Genomic DNA, 17624 nt, shown 5'->3' on the forward strand with positions numbered 1-17624 from the left:
GGGGCGAACGTCCCGCACGGCACGGCACCTGGCGGCCCCTAGGCCGTGTCTTCCGGATCTTGCTCCCCCAGCTACCGCTGGGAGGTGCCCCCAGACCCGCGCCGCCCGGCACCGCACCTCGTCGCGTTGGCCGAGCACCCGAGTACGCCCAGCACAAGGGCGCCCCGCCAACGCGCCGATGCACGGCACCTGGGGGCCCCTCCCAGCGGTAGCTGGGGGAGACGCGGGCTTAACCGGCAAGATCCAAAAGACACGGCCTAGCCCGTCTCCCCGCGGAGGGCGGCGGCCGCCGGGCCCTCGCCGTGCACCTTCAGGCGGCCCGCACGGACGGCCTGTGCCACGTCGAGCGCGCCCTCGCCGAGTTCCCGGCAGGTGTCGGCGTCGAGGACGAGGCGGGCGTCGGCCGCTTCGGCGGGCCCGTCGCCGTAGACCGGGCCGCCGCCGTGGGCCGGGCCGTCGCCGCCGAGCCGTAGGTGGAACACTCCCTCGTCGAGGACCACGTCGACCACGGCCGGGACCCCGGTCGGGGGGAGGCGGCGCAGCAGGGGCAGCGCGTACCAGTGGGCGCGCAGCGCGTCGGTGGGGCGGCGGTCGGCGAGGTCGGGGGCGCCCCATTCGGCGAGTGCGGTGAGCACGGGCAGCAGTCCGGCGCCGCGCGCGGTCAGCTCGTACACGGTGGCGGCCGCGGGCGGCGGGAGCTTGCGGCGGGTGGCCAGTCCCTGCGCCTCCATGTCCTTGAGCCGGCCGGCCAGGACGTCCGTGGAGACGCCGGGCAGGTCGGCGTGGAGGTCGGTGTACCGGCGGGGGCCGGCCAGCAGCTCCCGGACGATCAGCAGGGTCCAGCGGTCCCCGACGGCGTCCAGGGCGCGGGCCGAGGCGCAGTACTGGTCGTAGCTTCGACGGCGTGGCTGACGAGGTGACATGCAGCGCAGTCTAGACAACATGTTGGACTTTCCAAGCTCTTGCTTGGTAAAACCAAGCAAGAGGTCCGGTGTACGGGAACAGGGAGGGCACGGCATGGAGTTCCGGCAGTCGAGCAAGCTCAGCGAGGTCTGCTACGAGATCCGGGGCCCGGTGATCGAACACGCCAACGCGCTGGAGGAGGCGGGCCACAGCGTGCTGCGCCTGAACACCGGCAATCCGGCGGCCTTCGGCTTCGAGGCCCCGGAGGAGATCGTCCAGGACATGATCCGGATGCTCCCCCGGGCCCACGGCTACACCGACGCGCGCGGCGTGCTCTCCGCCCGCCGGGCCGTGGTCCAGCGCTACCAGGCCATCGGCCTGACCGATGTGACGGTGGACGACGTCTTCCTCGGCAACGGCGTCTCCGAACTGGTCTCCATGGCCGTCCAGGCGCTGCTCGAGGACGGGGACGAGGTCCTCATCCCCGCACCGGACTTCCCGCTCTGGACCGCCGTCACCACCCTCGCGGGCGGCAAGGCCGTGCACTACGTCTGCGACGAGTCCGCCGACTGGTACCCGGACCTGGAGGACATGGCGTCCAAGATCACGGACCGCACCAAGGCCGTGGTCATCATCAACCCGAACAACCCGACGGGCGCCGTCTACCCCCGGGAGGTCCTGGAGGGCATCCTCGAACTCGCGCGCCGCCACGGCCTGATGGTCTTCGCCGACGAGATCTACGACCAGATCCTGTACGACGACGAGGTCCACCACAGCGCCGCCGTCCTCGCCCCCGACCTGGTCGTCCTCACCTTCTGCGGCCTGTCCAAGACGTACCGGGTGGCGGGGTTCCGGTCGGGCTGGCTGGTGGTGAGCGGCCCCCGGCAGCACGCGCGCAGCTACCTGGAGGGGCTGACCATGCTCGCCTCGATGCGACTGTGCGCCAACGCCCCCGCGCAGTACGCCATCCAGGCCGCTCTCGGCGGACGCCAGTCCATCAAGGAACTGACCGGTCCCGGCGGCCGGCTGCGCGAACAGCGCGACCGCGCCTGGGAGAAGCTGAACGAGATCCCCGGCGTGTCCTGCGTGAAGCCGAAGGGCGCGCTGTACGCGTTCCCGCGCATCGACCCCAAGGTGCACCCGATCCACGACGACGAGCGGTTCGTGCTCGACCTGCTGCTGCGGGAGAAGATCCAGGTCGTCCAGGGCACGGGCTTCAACTGGCCGCGCCCCGACCACTTCCGGATCCTGACCCTGCCGTACGCCGACGACCTGGACGCGGCGATCAGCCGGATCGGCCGTTTCCTGAGCGGGTACCGGCAGTAGGCCCGGCGGCACACGGCGGCGCGCCGCGACGACGAGAGCGCCGCTCCCGGTGGGGAGCGGCGCTCTCGTCGTGCGGTCCGGGCGCCGGTCAGGCGATCGAGGCGGCCACGATGGCGGCGACCGCCAGGTTGCAGGAGGCGGTGACCCACACGGCGGGGTGCGGCTCGGGGTCGACGACGATGGCACCGAGCTTGCCCGGGGTCACCAGGTCCAGCACCAGGAAGGCCACGGCCATCAGGACCAGGCCCAGCACGCCGAAGGCGGCGGTGGACAGCAGGCCCTTGCCGAAGTCCTCGTAGGTCGTCCAGATCGAGGTGAAGACGATGCCGCCGATGCCCAGGAGGGCCGAGCTGAGCAGGAGGGCCGCGTTGCGGTTGCGCTCCTCCCAGATCTGCTTGGGGAGCTTCCCGGGCGTCAGCACGTCCACCAGGACGATGCCGAGGATCAGCAGCACCAGGCCGAGGGCGCCGTAGGCGCTCGTACGGCCAAGTCCGTTGACGATGTCGCTCATTGAGAAGCCTGTCTCCGCGTGGGTGGGAAAGGATGGCCCGGTACGGGCCGGATCGGTGCCGTGGGGAGGCCGAATCTATCGCACGGCCCCGCCCCGGACCATGGGGAGGTCAGGAAATGGCAAAGGTCAGGGCCGCGCGGGCCGGTGAGGCGGAGGCGCTGACGGCGCTGGTGATGCGGTCGAAGGCGCACTGGGGCTACGACGCCGCCTTCCTCGCGGCGTGCGCGCCGCAGCTGCGCGTACGGGAGGCGGAGCTGGCCTCCCGGCGGATCGCGGTGGCCGAAAACGCCCGCGGGGAACTGCTGGGCCTCGCCTCCCTGGACGACGTCGGGGACGGGCCGGACGCCCGGCTGGGGCTGCTCTTCGTGGAGCCGTCCGCCATCGGGCTCGGCACCGGCCGGCTGCTGTACCGGGACGTGCTGCGCCGGGCCGCCGCCCTGGGCGTGCGCCGGCTGCTGATCGACGCCGATCCGCACGCGGCCGGCTTCTACCGGGAGATGGGCGCCGAGGAGCGCCCCGGCGCCGCCCCGGAGGGGCTCGTACGGTTCGAGGCCGCGCCGGTTCCGCTCGCGGAGTGGGCCCGGGCCTGGACGGGCGGCGTCCCGGCGGTGCACGTGGGCAACGTCGCCGAGTTCAACGCGCAGTTCGCCGACGCCTCCCTCGACGCCGGGCAGCGCGCCGCGCACGACTACGCCTGCCTCGCCGCCTTCTACAGCCCCCGCCCGGCGGCCCTGGTGCTGCCCCGCGCGGTGTCCCCCGGCTGGGTCGCGCTGGTCGGCCGGCAGCTGGGCTGGGACCCGGAGGTCGAGGTGTACGACGGGCTCGCGGATCGGGGCCCGGGGCTGTCGGACGCCGTGGCGGCCCGGCCGGCGCTCGCCCGGCGGCTGACGGAGGGCGGGCTGCCCCTCGTCCCGTGGGGGCTGACCGGGCCGTACGCCCGTCTCGCGGGCCTGCCGTGGCGGCCGGAGGGACTGCGGTACGAGTCGAAGTCGGCCGCGCACGCCCTGTTCGGGCGGATCCTGGCGGGCGGGAAGCACCCGGGGATCACGCTCCCCGCGCAGTGGCGGGCCCGCACCCGGCGGGCGGCCGTCCGGCTGCTGGCGGCGCGGGCCCGGTCGGGCGAGAGCACCGTTCTCAAATCGGAGCACGGTGTCGGCGGTTCGGGCACCACGGTGGTCTCGCCCGGGGAGGTGAAGGCGGCCGGAGGGGCCCGGGCGGTGCTGCGTCGGCTGCCGCGCGGGCCGCTGCTTCTGGAGGAGTACGTGCACGGCCCGGGCGAGGCGCACCTGCCGCGGGACCTGACGTACGACGGGTTCGTGGACGGCGACGGCCGGCCGCACGAGGTCGGCGCGGCGGTGATGGACGTGGCCGGCGGCGGCTACCGCGGCGCAACGGTCGGCCCCTCGGTGGTGCCCGACCGACTCGCGGGGCCGCTGCTGGCGTTCGGGGCGGCGGTGGGCCGGGAGCTGGCCGCGGCCGGCCACCGGGGCTGGTTCGACGTGGACTTCGTCACCGACGCGGCGGGGCGGCTCGCGCCGACCGAGGCCAACCTGCGGCTGACCGGCCCGTCGGTGGCCTTCATGGTGGCGGCCCGGCTGGACGAACTGCGGGGCGCGGGACACCTCGTACGGATCGCGGACCGCGTGGAGCTGGGGGCGCGGCTGCCCGACGCGCAGCTGGAGGCGCTCTGCGCGGACCTGGTGCGGGACTGCGCCGCGCTCGGGGCGGTGTTCGTGCCGGCGATCCCGACGGGGGCGTTCGACCCGGAACCGTGGGTGGGCGTGCTGGTGGCCGCGCGCGGCGCGCGGGCACTGGACGCGGCCGAGACCCTGGTGCGACAGCGCGCCCGCGCGGCAGGCACCGCCTTCGGCCCCACCCCCGGCCCGACTCCCAACCCCCGACCCTGACCCCGGCCCCGGCCCGACTCCCAACCCCCGGCCCGGCTCCCGGCCCCGGTCCGACTCCCAACCCCCGGCCCGGCTCCCGGCCCCGGTCCCGGTCCCGATCCGGCTGTCGGCTCCCGGCCCCCGGCCCCGATCCCGGCCCCGACCCGGCTCCCGGCCCCAACCGGGCTCTCGGCCCCCGGCCCTGATCCCGGCCCTCCGCTCCCGGCCCCCGGCCCCGATCCCGGTCCCGACCTGGCTGCCGGCTCCCGGTCCCGGCTCTCACCCCGGTCCCGACCGGGCTCTCGGTTCCCGGCCCTGATCCCGGCCCCGGCCGGGCTCCCCGCCCCGACTCCAGGCCCCGGCCCTGATCCTGCCCCCTCCCGGTTCGTGGCCCCGGCCCCGGCCAGGCTCCCGGCCGACCGACCCGGCCCCCGCCCCCGAAACCGGCGGCGGTCAGGCGTCGAAGTCGAAGGGGCTGGCCGGCTTGCGCGTCGCGTAGACGGCCACGACCAGGGCCGCGATCATCAGCGGGACGTTGAAGGCGTACACCAGGGCGGCCTGGCGCGGCCAGTCCTGCTTGGCCGCCAGCCGGTAGAGGTTGTCCTGCGGCCACCAGGCGATCAGCAGGTAGACGATCGCCAGGTGCGCGGCCGTGGTGATGCCGCGCCCGCGCCGCTGGGCCAGCATCGGTCCGCGGCCGCTGAAGAGGAACACCATCCCGGCCCCGAAGGCGAGGCTCTCGCAGAGGTAGAGGATCCAGAAGAGCGCGGCCCACGGGTTGGGGACGCCGGTCAGGTCGGTGGAGCCGGGCCAGATGACGCCCGTGAACGCCAGCGCGAGGAGGCCGAACAGCGGGGCGCCGCAGCCCAGGGCGGAGGCGAGCGGCAGCGCCTCCTGGCTCCCGGCCGCTCCCGCCGTCCGGGAGGATCCCCCGTACTTGCCGCCGCCCCGGCGCCCGGCGACGGGGGCCAGCAGCAGCGGGGGCTGCGGGACCTGGGTCCGGTCCTCGCGGCCGGCCCGGGTGCGGGGCAGGGCGCGTACGCGGACCACCGCGCGCGGGACCGCGCCGGGGGGCACCTTCCCCGACAGGTGCTCCCTGAGCCGGGCGGTGTCCGGCAGGACCTCGGCCGGGAGGCCGGGCGGCGGGGAGAGGTACGCGACGAGCCGGTGCCCGCCCCCGGTGACGGGGACGCGGGTGACCAGGGCGCTGCCCACGGCGTCGTGCGCCCGGATCTCGGACTCCAGCGGGTAGGGGTCGATCCGGGTGCCGTCCTCGGACTCGATCCGGTCCGCGGCCCTGCCTCCGAACTCCAGGAGCCCGTCCGGGCGCAGCACCCCGAGGTCCCCGGTGGCTATCGCCTCCCCGCCGGCGGGCGGGTCCACGGTGAGCCGGCCGTCCAGCACCCGGACCCGGCAGCCGGGGAAGGGGGTGCCGAGCAGGGAGATCCGCTCGGGCCCGTCGAGCGGGCGGGGCAGCTGCGGCAGTTCGAAGAAGGCGCCGGTGCCGGCGGCCTCGGTGAGGGCGTAGACGTTGAGGACGCGGGCGCCGGGGCGCAGCCGGTCCTGGAAGGCGCTGTGTTCGTCGAGGTAGAGGCGGTCGCCACTGACGGCGAGCAGCCTCAGCGACCGGAGTTCGGCGTCCGGCTCCAGGCGGAACGGGGCGATGTCGGACGCCGGGGGCGCTTGTGCGAGCAGCAGGTCCGCGGCACCGGCCGGGTCGGTGTGGACCACGCTGACCTCGGCCTTCCGGACGGCCCGCCGCACCTGTCCCGGCAGCCACGCCGCGCTCTCGGGCAGGACGAGGGCGCCTCCGGAGCACAGGGCGCGGGTCCAGCCGGCGGCGAAGGGCGTGGTGTCGGGGCCGGCGGTGAACAGGTGCCGGTCGCCGGGGGCCAGCCGGGCCGTGCGGGCCCATCCCTCGTAGGCGGCGAGGAGCAGTGCGTGGCCGACGGGGACGGGGCGGGGGGTGGCGGCCCCGGTGAACAGCACGGCCGCGCCGGCGGCGGCCTCGGGCAGGGGCGGCGGGGCGGTGCCGGCGGCGCCTTCGCCGGGGCGCAGGACCCGCAGCTCCTTGCCCGCGTCGAGGCGGGCCGCGTCGGCGGGGCCGGCGATCAGCAGGTCCGGCGCGAGGGCGGCGAGTTGCCGCCTCCCGCAGCGCGGGTCGGCGACGTCGAGGACCGCGTAGACCCCGCCGGCCTTGAGCACGGCGAGCAGGGCCGTGACCAGCTCGCGCTGCCGGGGCAGGGCGAGGGCGACGAGGCCGTTCGCGGGCAGGCCCCCGTCGGTCAGCTGCCGGGCCAGCCGGCCGGACTCCGCGTCGAGCACGGCGTACGGGACGGTCTCGTCCCCGGTGATGAGCGCGGGGGCCTGCGGGGTCCGGCGGGCCCATGCGTCAAAGCGGTGCAGGACGGTGTCGGCGCCCTGGCGGGCGGGTCGGTCCGGCTGTGAGGACTGCGATGACTGCGGTGACTGCGTCATTCCCCGATGATGCCACCGGGCACCGACAGGGCTCGGTGATGGCGAAGTTCCTTTGGCAAAACGTGAGTTGACCACACCTCGGAGTGAGGGGCGGCCAATCCGTTGACCTGAAGGCCGGTTGAGGTTCTAGCGTGGGGGCCATGGACATGGAAGTCACCGCCTGGCATTCGCTGCACAGCGCGATCAACGCCCAGCAGGACCGCCGCCCGCTCTCCCGGGCGAGCCTGCGCCGGATCGCCGCCTTCGCCCGCCCGCACCGGCGCGGGCTGACCCTCTTCCTGGTGCTGAGCGTGGTGGGCGCGCTGCTGGCGGTGGCCACTCCCCTGCTGGCCAGCCGGATCGTGGACACCATCGTCGGGCACGGGGCCGAGGGGGACGTGGTCCGGCCGGCGCTGCTCATCGCGGTGATCGCGGTGGCCGAGGCGGGGCTGGGCCTGATGACGCGCAAGCTGTCGGCCACCCTCGGCGAGGGGCTGATCCTGGACCTGCGCCGGGCGGTCTTCGACCACGTCCAGCGGATGCCGGTGGCCTTCTTCACCCGGACCCGGACGGGGGCGCTGGTCAGCCGGCTCAACAACGACGTGATCGGCGCGCAGCGGGCCTTCAGCAACACCCTCTCCGGGGTGGTCTCCAACATCGTGACGCTGCTGCTGACGCTGGGCGTGATGCTCACCATCTCCTGGCAGATCACCCTGCTGGCGCTGGTGCTGCTGCCGGTGTTCGTGCTGCCGGCCCGGCGGATGGGCGCCCGGATGGCCGGGATGCAGCGGGAGGCGTCGGCGTTGAACGCGGCGATGGGCACGCAGATGACGGAACGGTTCTCCGCGCCGGGCGCGACCCTGGTGAAGCTGTTCGGGCGGCCCTCGGACGAGTCCGCCGAGTTCGCGGCACGCGCGGCCCGCGTCCGCGACATCGGGATCCGTACGGCGATGGCCCAGTCGGCCTTCATCACCGCCCTGACCCTGGTCTCCGCGCTGGCCCTGGCCCTGGTGTACGGGCTGGGCGGGTACTTCGCGCTGCGCGGCACCCTGGAGGCCGGCTCCGTGGTGGCCCTCGCTCTGCTGCTGACCCGGCTGTACGCCCCGCTGACGGCGCTCGCCGGGGCCCGGGTCGAGGTGATGAGCGCCATGGTCAGCTTCGAGCGGGTCTTCGAGATCCTCGACCTGGAGCCGCTGATCGCCCAGAAGCCGGACGCCGTCCGGGTGCCCGACGGGCCGGTGTCGGTGGAGTTCGACCGGGTCTTCTTCGGCTACCCCTCCCCCGACAAGGTCTCCCTCGCCTCCCTGGAGGAGGTGGCCGTGCTCGACGCCCGGGGCGGCACCCGGGTCCTCCACGACGTGTCCTTCCGCGCGGAGCCCGGCCAGATGATCGCCCTCGTCGGCTCCTCGGGCGCCGGCAAGTCGACCATCGCCCAGCTGCTGCCCCGGCTGTACGACGCGGACGCCGGCGCGGTCCGCCTGGGCGGCGTCGACGTACGGGACCTCACCGCGGACTCGATCCGCGACACGCTCGGCATGGTCACCCAGGACGGCCACCTCTTCCACGAGTCGGTACGGGCCAACCTGCTGCTGGCCCGGCCCGGGGCGGGCGAGGACGAGCTGTGGGAGGCCCTGCGCCGATCCCGCCTGGACACCCTGGTCGCCGCCCTCCCGGACGGCCTGGACACCGTTGTCGGCGAGCGCGGCTACCGGCTGTCGGGCGGGGAGCGCCAACGGCTGACCATCGCCCGGCTGCTGCTGGCCCGTCAGCGGGTGGTGATCCTCGACGAGGCCACCGCCCACCTGGACTCCACCTCGGAGGCGGCCGTGCAGGAGGCGCTGGCCGAGGCCCTGTCGGGCCGTACGGCGGTGGTGATCGCGCACCGGCTGTCCACGGTGCAGGCCGCCGACCTGATCCTCGTGGTGGAGGACGGCCGGATCGTCGAACGCGGTACGCACCCGGAGCTGCTGGCGGCGGACGGCCGGTACGCCGAGCTGTACCGGACCCAGTTCGCCACGCGCGGGGCGCCCGCCGCCGGGTAGGCGGCCGGGGGGCCGGCTCGTACGGCCGGGCGGATCCGGGGCGGGGCCGGTTCGCGGGGGCCGTATCTCAGGGGGCGAGCACGTCGAGTTCCTCCAGGGCGCCGAGGGCGATCCGGCGGGTCAGCGCCTCGGCGGCGGCCGCGTCGCCCTCGCGGACGGCTTCGGCGACCCGTACGTGCAGGGTGACGGCGGCCGGGTCGGGGTCGTGGAACATCACGTCGTGCTGGGTGCGGCCGGTGAGGACCTCGGCGACGACGTCGCCGAGCCGGGCGAACATCTCGTTGCCGGAGGCGTCGAGGACCGTCCGGTGGAAGGCCACGTCGTGGCGGAGGTAGCCCTCCAGCTGGTGGCCGCGGGAGGTGCGGACCATGCCGAGGGCCGCCTCGGTGAGCCGCGCGCACTGCTCGGGGGTGGCGCGGGTGGCGGCCAGCCCGGCGGCGACGGGTTCGACGGCAGAGCGCAGCACGGTCAGGGAGCGCAGCTGGCGGGGGCGGTCGGGGCCGGCCAGCCGCCAGCGGATGACGCGCGGGTCGTAGACGTTCCACTGCTCGGCGGGGCGGACGGTGACCCCGACCCGGCGGCGGGATTCGACGAGCTGCATCGACTCCAGGACGCGGACCACTTCGCGGACGACGGTGCGGGAGGCGTCGAAGCGCCCGGCGATCTCGTCGGTGCGCAGGACGCTGCCGGGCGGGTACTCCCCCGCCGTGATCGCGAGGCCGAGGGTGTCCAGCACCTGGGAGTGGAGTCCTTGGCCCGGACTGCCTTCGGTGGTCATGGCGTAAGCGTACGGTGACGGCCGGGGCGCCAAAAGGTGTGATGTTTTACCACCCGGACCTTGAATAAGTACTACTTAATAGGCTTCAGTGGTGCTCCCAGCAACGAGGACCACCGAGGACAGCGAGGTACGACGTGAGCTCCCAGCGCGTCATTGTGGTGATGGGCGTCGCCGGAACCGGCAAGACGACCGTCGGGCGGCTGATCGCGGAGGCGCTCGGCCTCCCGTACGCCGAGGGCGACGCCTTCCATCCGGCGGCCAACGTGGCCAAGATGTCGGCCGGCGTCCCGCTGGACGACGCCGACCGCCGGCCCTGGCTGGACGCGATCGGCTCGTGGATCCGCGACCGGGCCGGCACGGGCGGCGGTGTGGTCGCCGCCTCCGCCCTCAAGCACTCCTACCGCGAGCGGCTGCGCGCGGCCGCTTCGGACGTCGTGTTCGTTCACCTCACCGGGGACCGGCCGCTCATCGAGCGGCGGATGGCGGACCGCAAGGGCCACTTCATGCCCGCCTCCCTGCTGGACTCCCAGTTCGCCGTGCTCGAACCGCTCCGGGCGGACGAGCGCGGGTTCGCCGTCGACGTCGCCGGCACGCCCGAAGAGATCACCGAACGGGCGCTGGCCGCCCTCCGCACGTCCGAGAGTTGAGGAACCCCACCGTGACCGGTCTCAGCGTCGAGACTCTGGCAGCGGCCGCCCCCGGCCCCATCACCTCGGCCGGCGACGCGCAGCTGGGCGTCGCCGTCCTCGCGGGCATCGCCGTCATCGTCCTGCTCATCACCCGCCTCAAGATGCACGCCTTCCTGGCCCTGACGGTCGGTTCGCTGGCCCTCGGGTCCTTCGCGGGCGCCCCGCTGAACAAGACGATCGCCAGCTTCACCGCCGGCCTCGGCGCCACGGTCGCGGGGGTCGGCGTGCTCATCGCGCTCGGCGCGGTCCTCGGCAGGCTGCTGGCCGACTCGGGCGGCGCGGACGAGATCGTGGACACCATCCTGGCCCGGGCGCGGGGCCGGGCCATGCCCTGGGCGATGGTGCTGATCGCCTCGGTGATCGGGCTGCCGCTCTTCTTCGAGGTCGGCATCGTGCTGCTGATCCCGGTGGTGCTGCTGGTCGCCCGGCGCGGCGGCTACTCCCTGATGCGGATAGGCGTGCCCGCGCTGGCCGGCCTGTCGGTCATGCACGGGCTGATCCCGCCGCACCCCGGCCCGCTGGTCGCCGTCGACGCGCTGCACGCGAACCTGGGCGTCACCCTCGCCCTCGGGGTGCTCGTCGCGATCCCCACGGTGGTCATCGCCGGACCGCTCTTCTCCCGGTACGCGGCACGCTGGGTGGACATCCCGGCACCGGAGCCCCTGGCCCCCGAGCGCCCGCCGGTGGAGGCCGCGCACCGCCCCCGGTTCGGGGCGACGGTCTTCACGGTGCTGCTGCCGGTGGCGCTGATGCTGGTCAAGGCGCTGGTCGACATCGTTGTCGACGACCCGGCCGCCCCCGTGCAGAAGGTCGCCGACGTCGTCGGATCCCCGCTGATCGCCCTGCTCGCCGCCGTCCTGGTCGCGATGTTCACCCTCGGCCGGGCCGCCGGGTTCAGCCGGGAGCGGCTGTCGTCCACGGTGGACAAGTCCCTCGCGCCGATCGCCGGGATCCTGCTGATCGTGGGCGCGGGCGGCGGCTTCAAGCAGACGCTGATCGACGCCGGCGTGGGCCAGATGATCCTCGACGTCTCGAAGGACTGGTCCGTTCCGGCCCTGCTGCTGGCCTGGCTGATCGCGGTCGCCATCCGGCTGGCGACGGGCTCGGCGACGGTCGCCACCATCTCGGCGGCCGGGCTGGTGGCGCCGCTCGCGGCGGGCATGTCCACCACGGAGACGGCGCTGCTGGTCCTGGCGATCGGCTCGGGCTCGCTGTTCTTCAGCCACGTCAACGACGCCGGGTTCTGGCTGGTCAAGGAGTACTTCGGGATGAGCGTCGGACAGACCCTCAAGACGTGGTCGGTGATGGAGACCGTCATCTCGGTCTGCGGCCTGGGCTTCGTGCTGCTGCTGTCGCTGCTCCTGTGACCCGCGGCCGGACGTCGCCGCGGGGGTCACCGCCGCCGGACGTGCGGCCCCTCCAGCTGCGCCGCCGCCAGGGCGAGGCCCGCGGCGGCGCGGGCGCAGCGGTCGGCGAGGGCGGTGACCTCGGCGCGGTACGCGTCGGCCTCCCGGCCGCGCCACTCCAGGGCGGCCGCGCCCGCCCGCAGCCGCCGCGCGTGCGAGCGCAGGGCGGCGGAGTGGGTGCGCAGGCCGTCCGCCGGCGCGGGACGGCTCGTCAGGTGGCAGTCGTTCACGGGCTCCTCCGGCGGTTCGAGGGCGCGGGCGCCGCCGGGCCGGGACTGCGGGCGCAGAAGGCCCGCAGGGCGGCGCCGAGGCCCAGCAGTGGTTCGGCGGTGACGGCCCGGCCGGTGGCCACCTGCCAGCCCGCGTGGTCGTTGAAGGGGTTCTCGTCGGTCAGGGCGTGCCAGGCCAGCACGTCCGCGAACGCCGGGCTCAGCAGGGCGAAGGCCCGCGGGGCGCCCCGTTCGCGCAGCAGGGTGCGGAAGGCGCGGGCCGCGTCGGCCTGCCGGTCCTCGGCGACCGCCCGCAGCAGGCCGGCGCAGTCCGGGTCGGCCAGCAGTTCGGGGCGGCCCGCGGTCGCCCCGCGGATCCGGCCCTTGAGCCCGCAGACGGCGGTACTGACGGCGAGGCTCTCGCGGCCGCCCAGGATCCCGGCGAGCCAGCCGGCCCGGGCCAGGCCCCGTCCGCGCGGGGCCCAGCCGAGACCGGCCGGGTCGGTGAGGGTGCGCAGCAGGGTGCGCCAGGCCCGGCGGCGGCTGCCGCCGCGGCCCACGAGCGCCCCTGTCGTCAGGCGGGGTCCGAGGGCGAGTCCGGAGGCGTACCGGGCGGCCTCGCCGACGGCGTCGGCGGCCTCGGCCAGGTCACGGCACAGGGCGTCGAGCGTGTCGGCGTCCGGGTCGGTGGCCAGGGCGGTCGCGGCGTCGGACATGGCTTCCTCGCGGGGGCTGCGGGCGGTGACTTCGGCATCACCGTACGTCCGCGCCGCGGCCGGCGCGCGCGGGAGCGGGCCCGAACGCGGCCTCGCGGAACGCCGCGCGGGGCGGGCCGGAGCCGTCGCTCCCGGGGCCCGGGACGAGCAGGGCCCAGCGGTTCTGGCGGGGCGAGATCCACACGGCCGGGCCGGAGCCGGACGGGGGGTGGTGGGTCCAGACCCCGGCGGGCGCGGGGTGCCAGAGCAGGCCGCGCGAGGGGGTGAGTTCGCCGGTGCGGATCCGCAGCGACTCGGCGGTCCAGGCGCGGCTGACGGGCCGTTCGGCGTCGTCGGCGCCGGCGCCCGCGGGGGCCGCGGGGCCGGGGGTGGCGGTGGTGGGGGCGGTGGGGGCGGTGGGGGCGGTGGGGGTGTCGTCGGTGCAGAGCAGGTGGCGCAGGAAGCGGGCCAGGTCGGCCGGGCTGGTGCGCAGTGTGGCGCCGGCGAAGCCGGTGCGGGTCATGCCGAGGGGTCCCCAGACCCGGGTACGGGCGCAGTCGGCCAGCGGGGTGCCGGCGAGGTGTTCGGCGAGGCGGGTGAGGGCGTCGAGGGGAGCGGGGCCGTCGCACCGGGTGAGCAGGTGGTGGGTGGTGGTGCCGCCGGGCAGCCCCGCCGCGGCGGCCTCCCCGTAGGCGGTGAGGGGGGTGTGCAGGGTCAGCTCGCCCCGGGCGACGAGACCGCCGATGACGGGCCAGAGGGCGAGCAGCGGGGTCAGGGCCCCGGCGTCCAGCGGGGCGTCCCAGTCTCGGGTGCTTCCGGTGTCTCCGGCGTCTCCGCTGTCTCCGGTGCTTCCTGCGTTGCCGGCGTCTCCGGTGCTTCCTGGGCTGCCGGTGTTTCCGGCGTCTGCGTCGGGGATGCCGGGGCGGGCGGCGTGGACGGCGTCGGCCGATCCCACCGCCCAGAGCGCGGCCGGGCCCGCGGCCCGTTCGAGTGCCTCGATCTGCGGCGTCATGGTCCTCCACGCTACGTCGCCCCACCGGGCGGTCCGGGCACGCCGGCCGGGACGTCCCGGCGAGCCGCCGCCCGCCACCCGATTGCCGGGCGGCGGGCGGCGGCGGGGCCGGGACCGGGACGCGCTAGTCCTTGTCGGGGCGGTCGGTGACCCGGATGGTGTTGACCAGGGGCTTGCCGAAGCCGCTGTGGGTGACGAAGCGGAGGTTGAGCACCCCGTCGGTGACCTTGACCGTGTAGGTCCTGGTCAGGGCGGTGTAGGTGCCCGCCTCCAGGGAGATGTCCAGCGAGGGCAGGATCTGGGTCCCCTCGGCGAGGACGTCGAAGACGCGCTTGTCGGGCCGGGTGGTGGAGAGCTCGGCGAAGCCCAGCTCCACGGTGTAGGTGCCGTTCGGGACGTTGTCGAAGCGGTACTCGTACATGCCCTCGCGGGCGCTGCGGAAGAGCCGCTGCTCGTCGGTGCCGGTGATGGTGCGGGCGGTGGAGTGGACGGAGGAGCTGCCCTGGTAGCCGTACGAGCCGGCGGTGTACTTGCGGTCCGGGGACCAGGCGTCGCCCGCCGCGTCCGTGCCGGCCCGGTCGGAGCCGGCGTCCACGGCGGTCTGGTAGCGCGGTACGACGATCTTGACGGGAACGGTGAGGACGGGGGTGCGGCCGCTGGCCGAGGTGATCCGCAGTCCGGTGCTCAGCACCGTGCCCGGGGCCAGCCCGGCGGTGTCCGCCGTCAGCGTGAGCGGGGCCTTGCCGCCGGTCGGGAGGTTGCCCTCCGCCGGGGTCACCGTCAGCCACGGCGCGTCCTCGGCGACCGCGTAGGCGGTGGTGAGGCCGGAGTTGGCGAGTTCCAGGGTGCGGGTGCGCCGCTGGTCGGCCGGCAGGACCAGTTCCACGGCCGGTGCGGCGGCGGTGACCCGGCCCGTGCGCAGCGACTGGCTGACGGCGGTGACGTCGGCCGGCTTGACGTCGGCGGTGGTGGTGGCGGTCTCGTAGGAGGGTGCGGCCAGGGTGACCGTACGGGCGCCCGAGGGGCTCTGGACGACGTATCCGCCGTCGGCGGCGGTGGTGGCGGAGACGGCCGAGTCGCCGCTGCCGACGGTCACGGTGGCGCCGGGGACGCCGCCCCCGTCGTTGGCGTCGAGCACCCGGCCGGTGACGACCCCGCTGCGCGTGGTGCGGAAGGCGATGGAGAGGCCGTCGGTGAGGGCGGGGGTGTTGAAGGAGTACTTGAAGGCGTCGGTGCCGGCCGCGTTCTCCACCCCGACGGTGGCGGAGGAGCCGCCCTTGAGGCCGGTTCCCCCGGTCCCCTTGTAGGAGTAGGTGACGTTGCCGTCCTCGCCGATGGACGCCGAGAAGGAGAAGGCGTCGGCCTGCGCGGACCAGTGGGCGACCTTGCGCCACTCGATCACGTAACTGCGGTGCGGGGCGGTGCCGGTGACGGCGGTGAAGACGCCCGAGCCGCTGTCGGCGGCGCCGACGACGAGGTCGTCCCAGAAGGGGTAGAGGGCCGCGTTGGGGGTGGCCGCGCTCGGGATGTCCGCGTTGACGTCGCCGGTGTGGTTGCCGCCGAGGCTGACCGTGCCGTTGGTGCCGATCCAGGCCTGCGCGTACGTCTTCCCGTACAGCGGCAGCGGGAAGGGCAGGTCGACGCGCTCGGTGGTGTTGTCGCCGGTCAGGGCGAGGCGCCGGTCGCCGGCGGAGTACGGGCGGCCGCCGTCCGCGGCGCAGGCGTAGCCGTAGCCGTCGGTGCGCTCGGGGAGGGCGACGGTGACGGTGGTGTCCGCGCTGACGGTGGCCTTGGCCGTACCGGCGGTGAGGCAGCGGGCGGGGTGGGTGGCGGTCACGTCGTAGGTGCCGTGCGGCAGGGTGACCTCGAAGCGTCCCTGGGCGTCGGTGGTGGCGGTGACGGGGGTGTCCGCGATGGTGACGGCCGCGCCGGCGGCGGGCCCGGCGGGCGAGGTGACGGTGCCGGTGAGCCTGGCGCTGGCCGCCCGGGGCAGGGTGAGGTCGGCGGTGGCGGTGGCCTGTTCGGTGACGGCCGCGGTCGTGCCGCGTGGGCCGTAGCCGAACTTCGAGGCGGTGACCTCGTACGCGCCGGCGGACAGGACGGCGAAGCGGTAGGTGCCGTCGGCGGCGGTGGTCGCGGTCCGGTCGATCGGGCCGTGCGCGGTGACCCTGGCGCCCGCGACGGGTGCGCCGGCGTCGTCGCGGACGGTGCCGGCGAGGGCGCCGACCGCGCCGCGCGGGGCGGAGTTCACCGCTGCCAGGGCGTCGAGCCGGCCCTCGCCGAAGACGTTGTTGTCGGCGGCGGTGCCGCCGCACTGCCCGTTGTCCGTGTCCTGGGCGGTGCCGTCCAGGAGGGCTTCCGTCTGCGCCACGTCACCGGCGAGGGAGGGCGCGGCCGACCACAGCAGGGCCACCGTGGCGGCGGTGTGCGGGGAGGCCATGGAGGTGCCGGAGAAGGAGGCGTACTCGCCGCCGGGGACGGAGGAGCGGACGTTCACGCCGGGGGCGGCGATGTTCGGCTTGACGATGCCGCCGGGGCCCGCGCCCCGGGAGGAGAAGGAGGCGATGGCGCCGTCGCTGCCGAAGGCTCCGGAGCTGTAGGAGCGGGCGTAGTCGCCGGGCGAGCCGCTGGTGCCGCAGCCGGGGCCGGAGTTGCCGTTGGAGAAGGCGGGGAAGATCCCGGCGGCGCGCCAGGCGTCCACGACCTGCTGGTACCAGTCGTCGTGCGCGGCGCTGCCCCAGGAGTTGTTGACGACGTGCGGGGCGAGGTCGGGGCGCGGGTTCTGGCCGTGCAGGTCGGTGGGGGCGACGATCCACTGTCCGGAGGCGAGCAGGGAGGCCTCGGAGCAGGAGTTCGTCTCGCAGCCCTTCGCGGCGATCCACTTGGCGCCGGGCGCGACGCCGATCTTGTTGGCCCCGCCGTCGTCGCCGACCATCGTGCCCATGGTGTGGGTGCCGTGGTCGTTGTTGTCGCAGGGCGCGGCGCCGGCGCAAACGCCGGCCGGGTCGAACCAGTTGTAGTCGTGGTCGTAGGTGCCGTCCGCGTTCCTGCCGCGGTACTGGCGGCTGACGGCGGGGTGGGTGTGGTCGACGCCGCTGTCGATGTTGGCGACGACGATGCCCTCGCCGCGTACGCCGAGCTGCTCCCAGACCTGGGGGGCCTTGATCCGGTCGACGTTCCATTCGACGGCGTCGGCGGCGGTCTTCTCCCGGGTGCCCTCGGCGGGTGCGGGGAGGCTGACCTTGTCGTCGGCGTCGATGCGGGCGACCTCGGGGCGCTCGGCGAGGGTCCCGGCGAGTTTGCGGCTGCCGACGACGCGGACGGCGTTGACGATCCAGTACGAGGTGTACTCCGCCCCGGCCGCGTCGAGGGCCTTGCGCACCTCGGCCTGGGTGCGCGAGGCGTGCTCCCGCTTGGTGCGCAGAACCGTTTCGGCCTTGGCGGCGCGGGTCTGCTGCCTGCCCGCGGCGGTCAGGTCGGCGGCGCTGTCGAGGTAGACCCAGAAGACCGCCTTCTCGGAACCGTCGAACTGGGTGCGCAGGGCGGGCTCGAGCTTGCGCTCGGCCGCGGTGGGCGCGGGGCCGGGCTCCGGGGCCGCGGCGGCGACGCCCGCGCCGACCGGGAGGAGCAGGGCCGCGCCCAGAGCGGCGAGCGCCGTGCGTAAGGAACGTCGTCGGGTGCGTGGTGGCACGTGTCGTCTCCTCTCGCGC

The 17624-nt window shown here is 75.2% G+C and carries 13 protein-coding genes; 5 read left to right on the forward strand and 8 right to left on the reverse strand.

Going from position 1 to position 17624, the window contains the following annotated elements:
- Positions 1 to 257 precede the first annotated feature (257 nt).
- Positions 258 to 923, reverse strand: coding sequence for a winged helix-turn-helix transcriptional regulator (locus tag ABD973_RS01970; protein ID WP_125823496.1), 666 nt, complete (start codon positions 921 to 923; stop codon positions 258 to 260).
- A 94-nt stretch (positions 924 to 1017) separates the two neighbouring features.
- On the opposite strand from ABD973_RS01970, the gene ABD973_RS01975 reads away from it, so the two are divergent.
- Complete coding sequence (locus ABD973_RS01975; protein ID WP_345497966.1) at positions 1018 to 2229, forward strand: pyridoxal phosphate-dependent aminotransferase; 1212 nt, start codon at positions 1018 to 1020, stop codon at positions 2227 to 2229.
- Positions 2230 to 2317: 88 nt separating this feature from the next.
- Here ABD973_RS01975 and ABD973_RS01980 read toward each other — a convergent pair whose 3' ends face one another.
- On the reverse strand, positions 2318 to 2740 hold the full coding sequence (locus ABD973_RS01980) for a DUF350 domain-containing protein (protein WP_125819052.1): 423 nt from the start codon (positions 2738 to 2740) through the stop codon (positions 2318 to 2320).
- A 116-nt stretch (positions 2741 to 2856) separates the two neighbouring features.
- On the opposite strand from ABD973_RS01980, the gene ABD973_RS01985 reads away from it, so the two are divergent.
- Positions 2857 to 4647: a GNAT family N-acetyltransferase gene (locus ABD973_RS01985; RefSeq protein ID WP_125823494.1), complete on the forward strand. Its 1791-nt coding sequence runs from the start codon at positions 2857 to 2859 to the stop codon at positions 4645 to 4647.
- A 432-nt stretch (positions 4648 to 5079) separates the two neighbouring features.
- Here ABD973_RS01985 and ABD973_RS01990 read toward each other — a convergent pair whose 3' ends face one another.
- Positions 5080 to 7104, reverse strand: coding sequence for an AMP-binding protein (locus ABD973_RS01990; protein WP_125823493.1), 2025 nt, complete (start codon positions 7102 to 7104; stop codon positions 5080 to 5082).
- A 140-nt stretch (positions 7105 to 7244) separates the two neighbouring features.
- Between ABD973_RS01990 and ABD973_RS01995 the strand changes: the two genes are divergently transcribed.
- Positions 7245 to 9125, forward strand: coding sequence for an ABC transporter ATP-binding protein (locus ABD973_RS01995; protein WP_125823492.1), 1881 nt, complete (start codon positions 7245 to 7247; stop codon positions 9123 to 9125).
- A 67-nt stretch (positions 9126 to 9192) separates the two neighbouring features.
- Here ABD973_RS01995 and ABD973_RS02000 read toward each other — a convergent pair whose 3' ends face one another.
- Positions 9193 to 9903 carry a FadR/GntR family transcriptional regulator gene (locus tag ABD973_RS02000; RefSeq protein ID WP_125604807.1) on the reverse strand — a complete coding sequence of 237 codons (711 nt, stop codon included), beginning with the start codon at positions 9901 to 9903 and terminating at the stop codon, positions 9193 to 9195.
- A 161-nt stretch (positions 9904 to 10064) separates the two neighbouring features.
- Here ABD973_RS02000 and ABD973_RS02005 point away from each other — a divergent pair, with 161 nt between their 5' ends.
- Positions 10065 to 10550, forward strand: coding sequence for a gluconokinase (locus tag ABD973_RS02005; RefSeq protein WP_206436681.1), 486 nt, complete (start codon positions 10065 to 10067; stop codon positions 10548 to 10550).
- 11 nt (positions 10551 to 10561) lie between these two features.
- Positions 10562 to 11959, forward strand: a complete 1398-nt coding sequence (locus tag ABD973_RS02010) for a GntT/GntP/DsdX family permease (protein WP_345497976.1) — start codon at positions 10562 to 10564, stop codon at positions 11957 to 11959.
- 26 nt (positions 11960 to 11985) lie between these two features.
- Here ABD973_RS02010 and ABD973_RS02015 read toward each other — a convergent pair whose 3' ends face one another.
- The 4 genes from ABD973_RS02015 to ABD973_RS02030 form a co-directional block, all read right to left on the reverse strand.
- The gene (locus ABD973_RS02015; RefSeq protein ID WP_125823489.1) at positions 11986 to 12228 is read right to left on the reverse strand and encodes a hypothetical protein; all 243 of its coding nucleotides are present in this window, start codon (positions 12226 to 12228) and stop codon (positions 11986 to 11988) included.
- The gene (locus tag ABD973_RS02020) at positions 12225 to 12923 is read right to left on the reverse strand and encodes a hypothetical protein (RefSeq protein WP_125604816.1); all 699 of its coding nucleotides are present in this window, start codon (positions 12921 to 12923) and stop codon (positions 12225 to 12227) included. Before ABD973_RS02020 ends, ABD973_RS02015 begins: the two co-directional genes overlap by 4 nt.
- Positions 12924 to 12960: 37 nt before the next feature.
- Positions 12961 to 13914, reverse strand: a complete 954-nt coding sequence (locus tag ABD973_RS02025; protein WP_345497978.1) for a serine hydrolase domain-containing protein — start codon at positions 13912 to 13914, stop codon at positions 12961 to 12963.
- Positions 13915 to 14038: 124 nt separating this feature from the next.
- On the reverse strand, positions 14039 to 17605 hold the full coding sequence (locus tag ABD973_RS02030) for a S8 family serine peptidase (protein WP_125823488.1): 3567 nt from the start codon (positions 17603 to 17605) through the stop codon (positions 14039 to 14041).
- Between the last annotated feature and the right edge of the window lie 19 nt (positions 17606 to 17624).

The sequence above is a fragment of the Streptomyces racemochromogenes genome (assembly GCF_039535215.1).
Taxonomy (GTDB): domain Bacteria; phylum Actinomycetota; class Actinomycetes; order Streptomycetales; family Streptomycetaceae; genus Streptomyces; species Streptomyces racemochromogenes.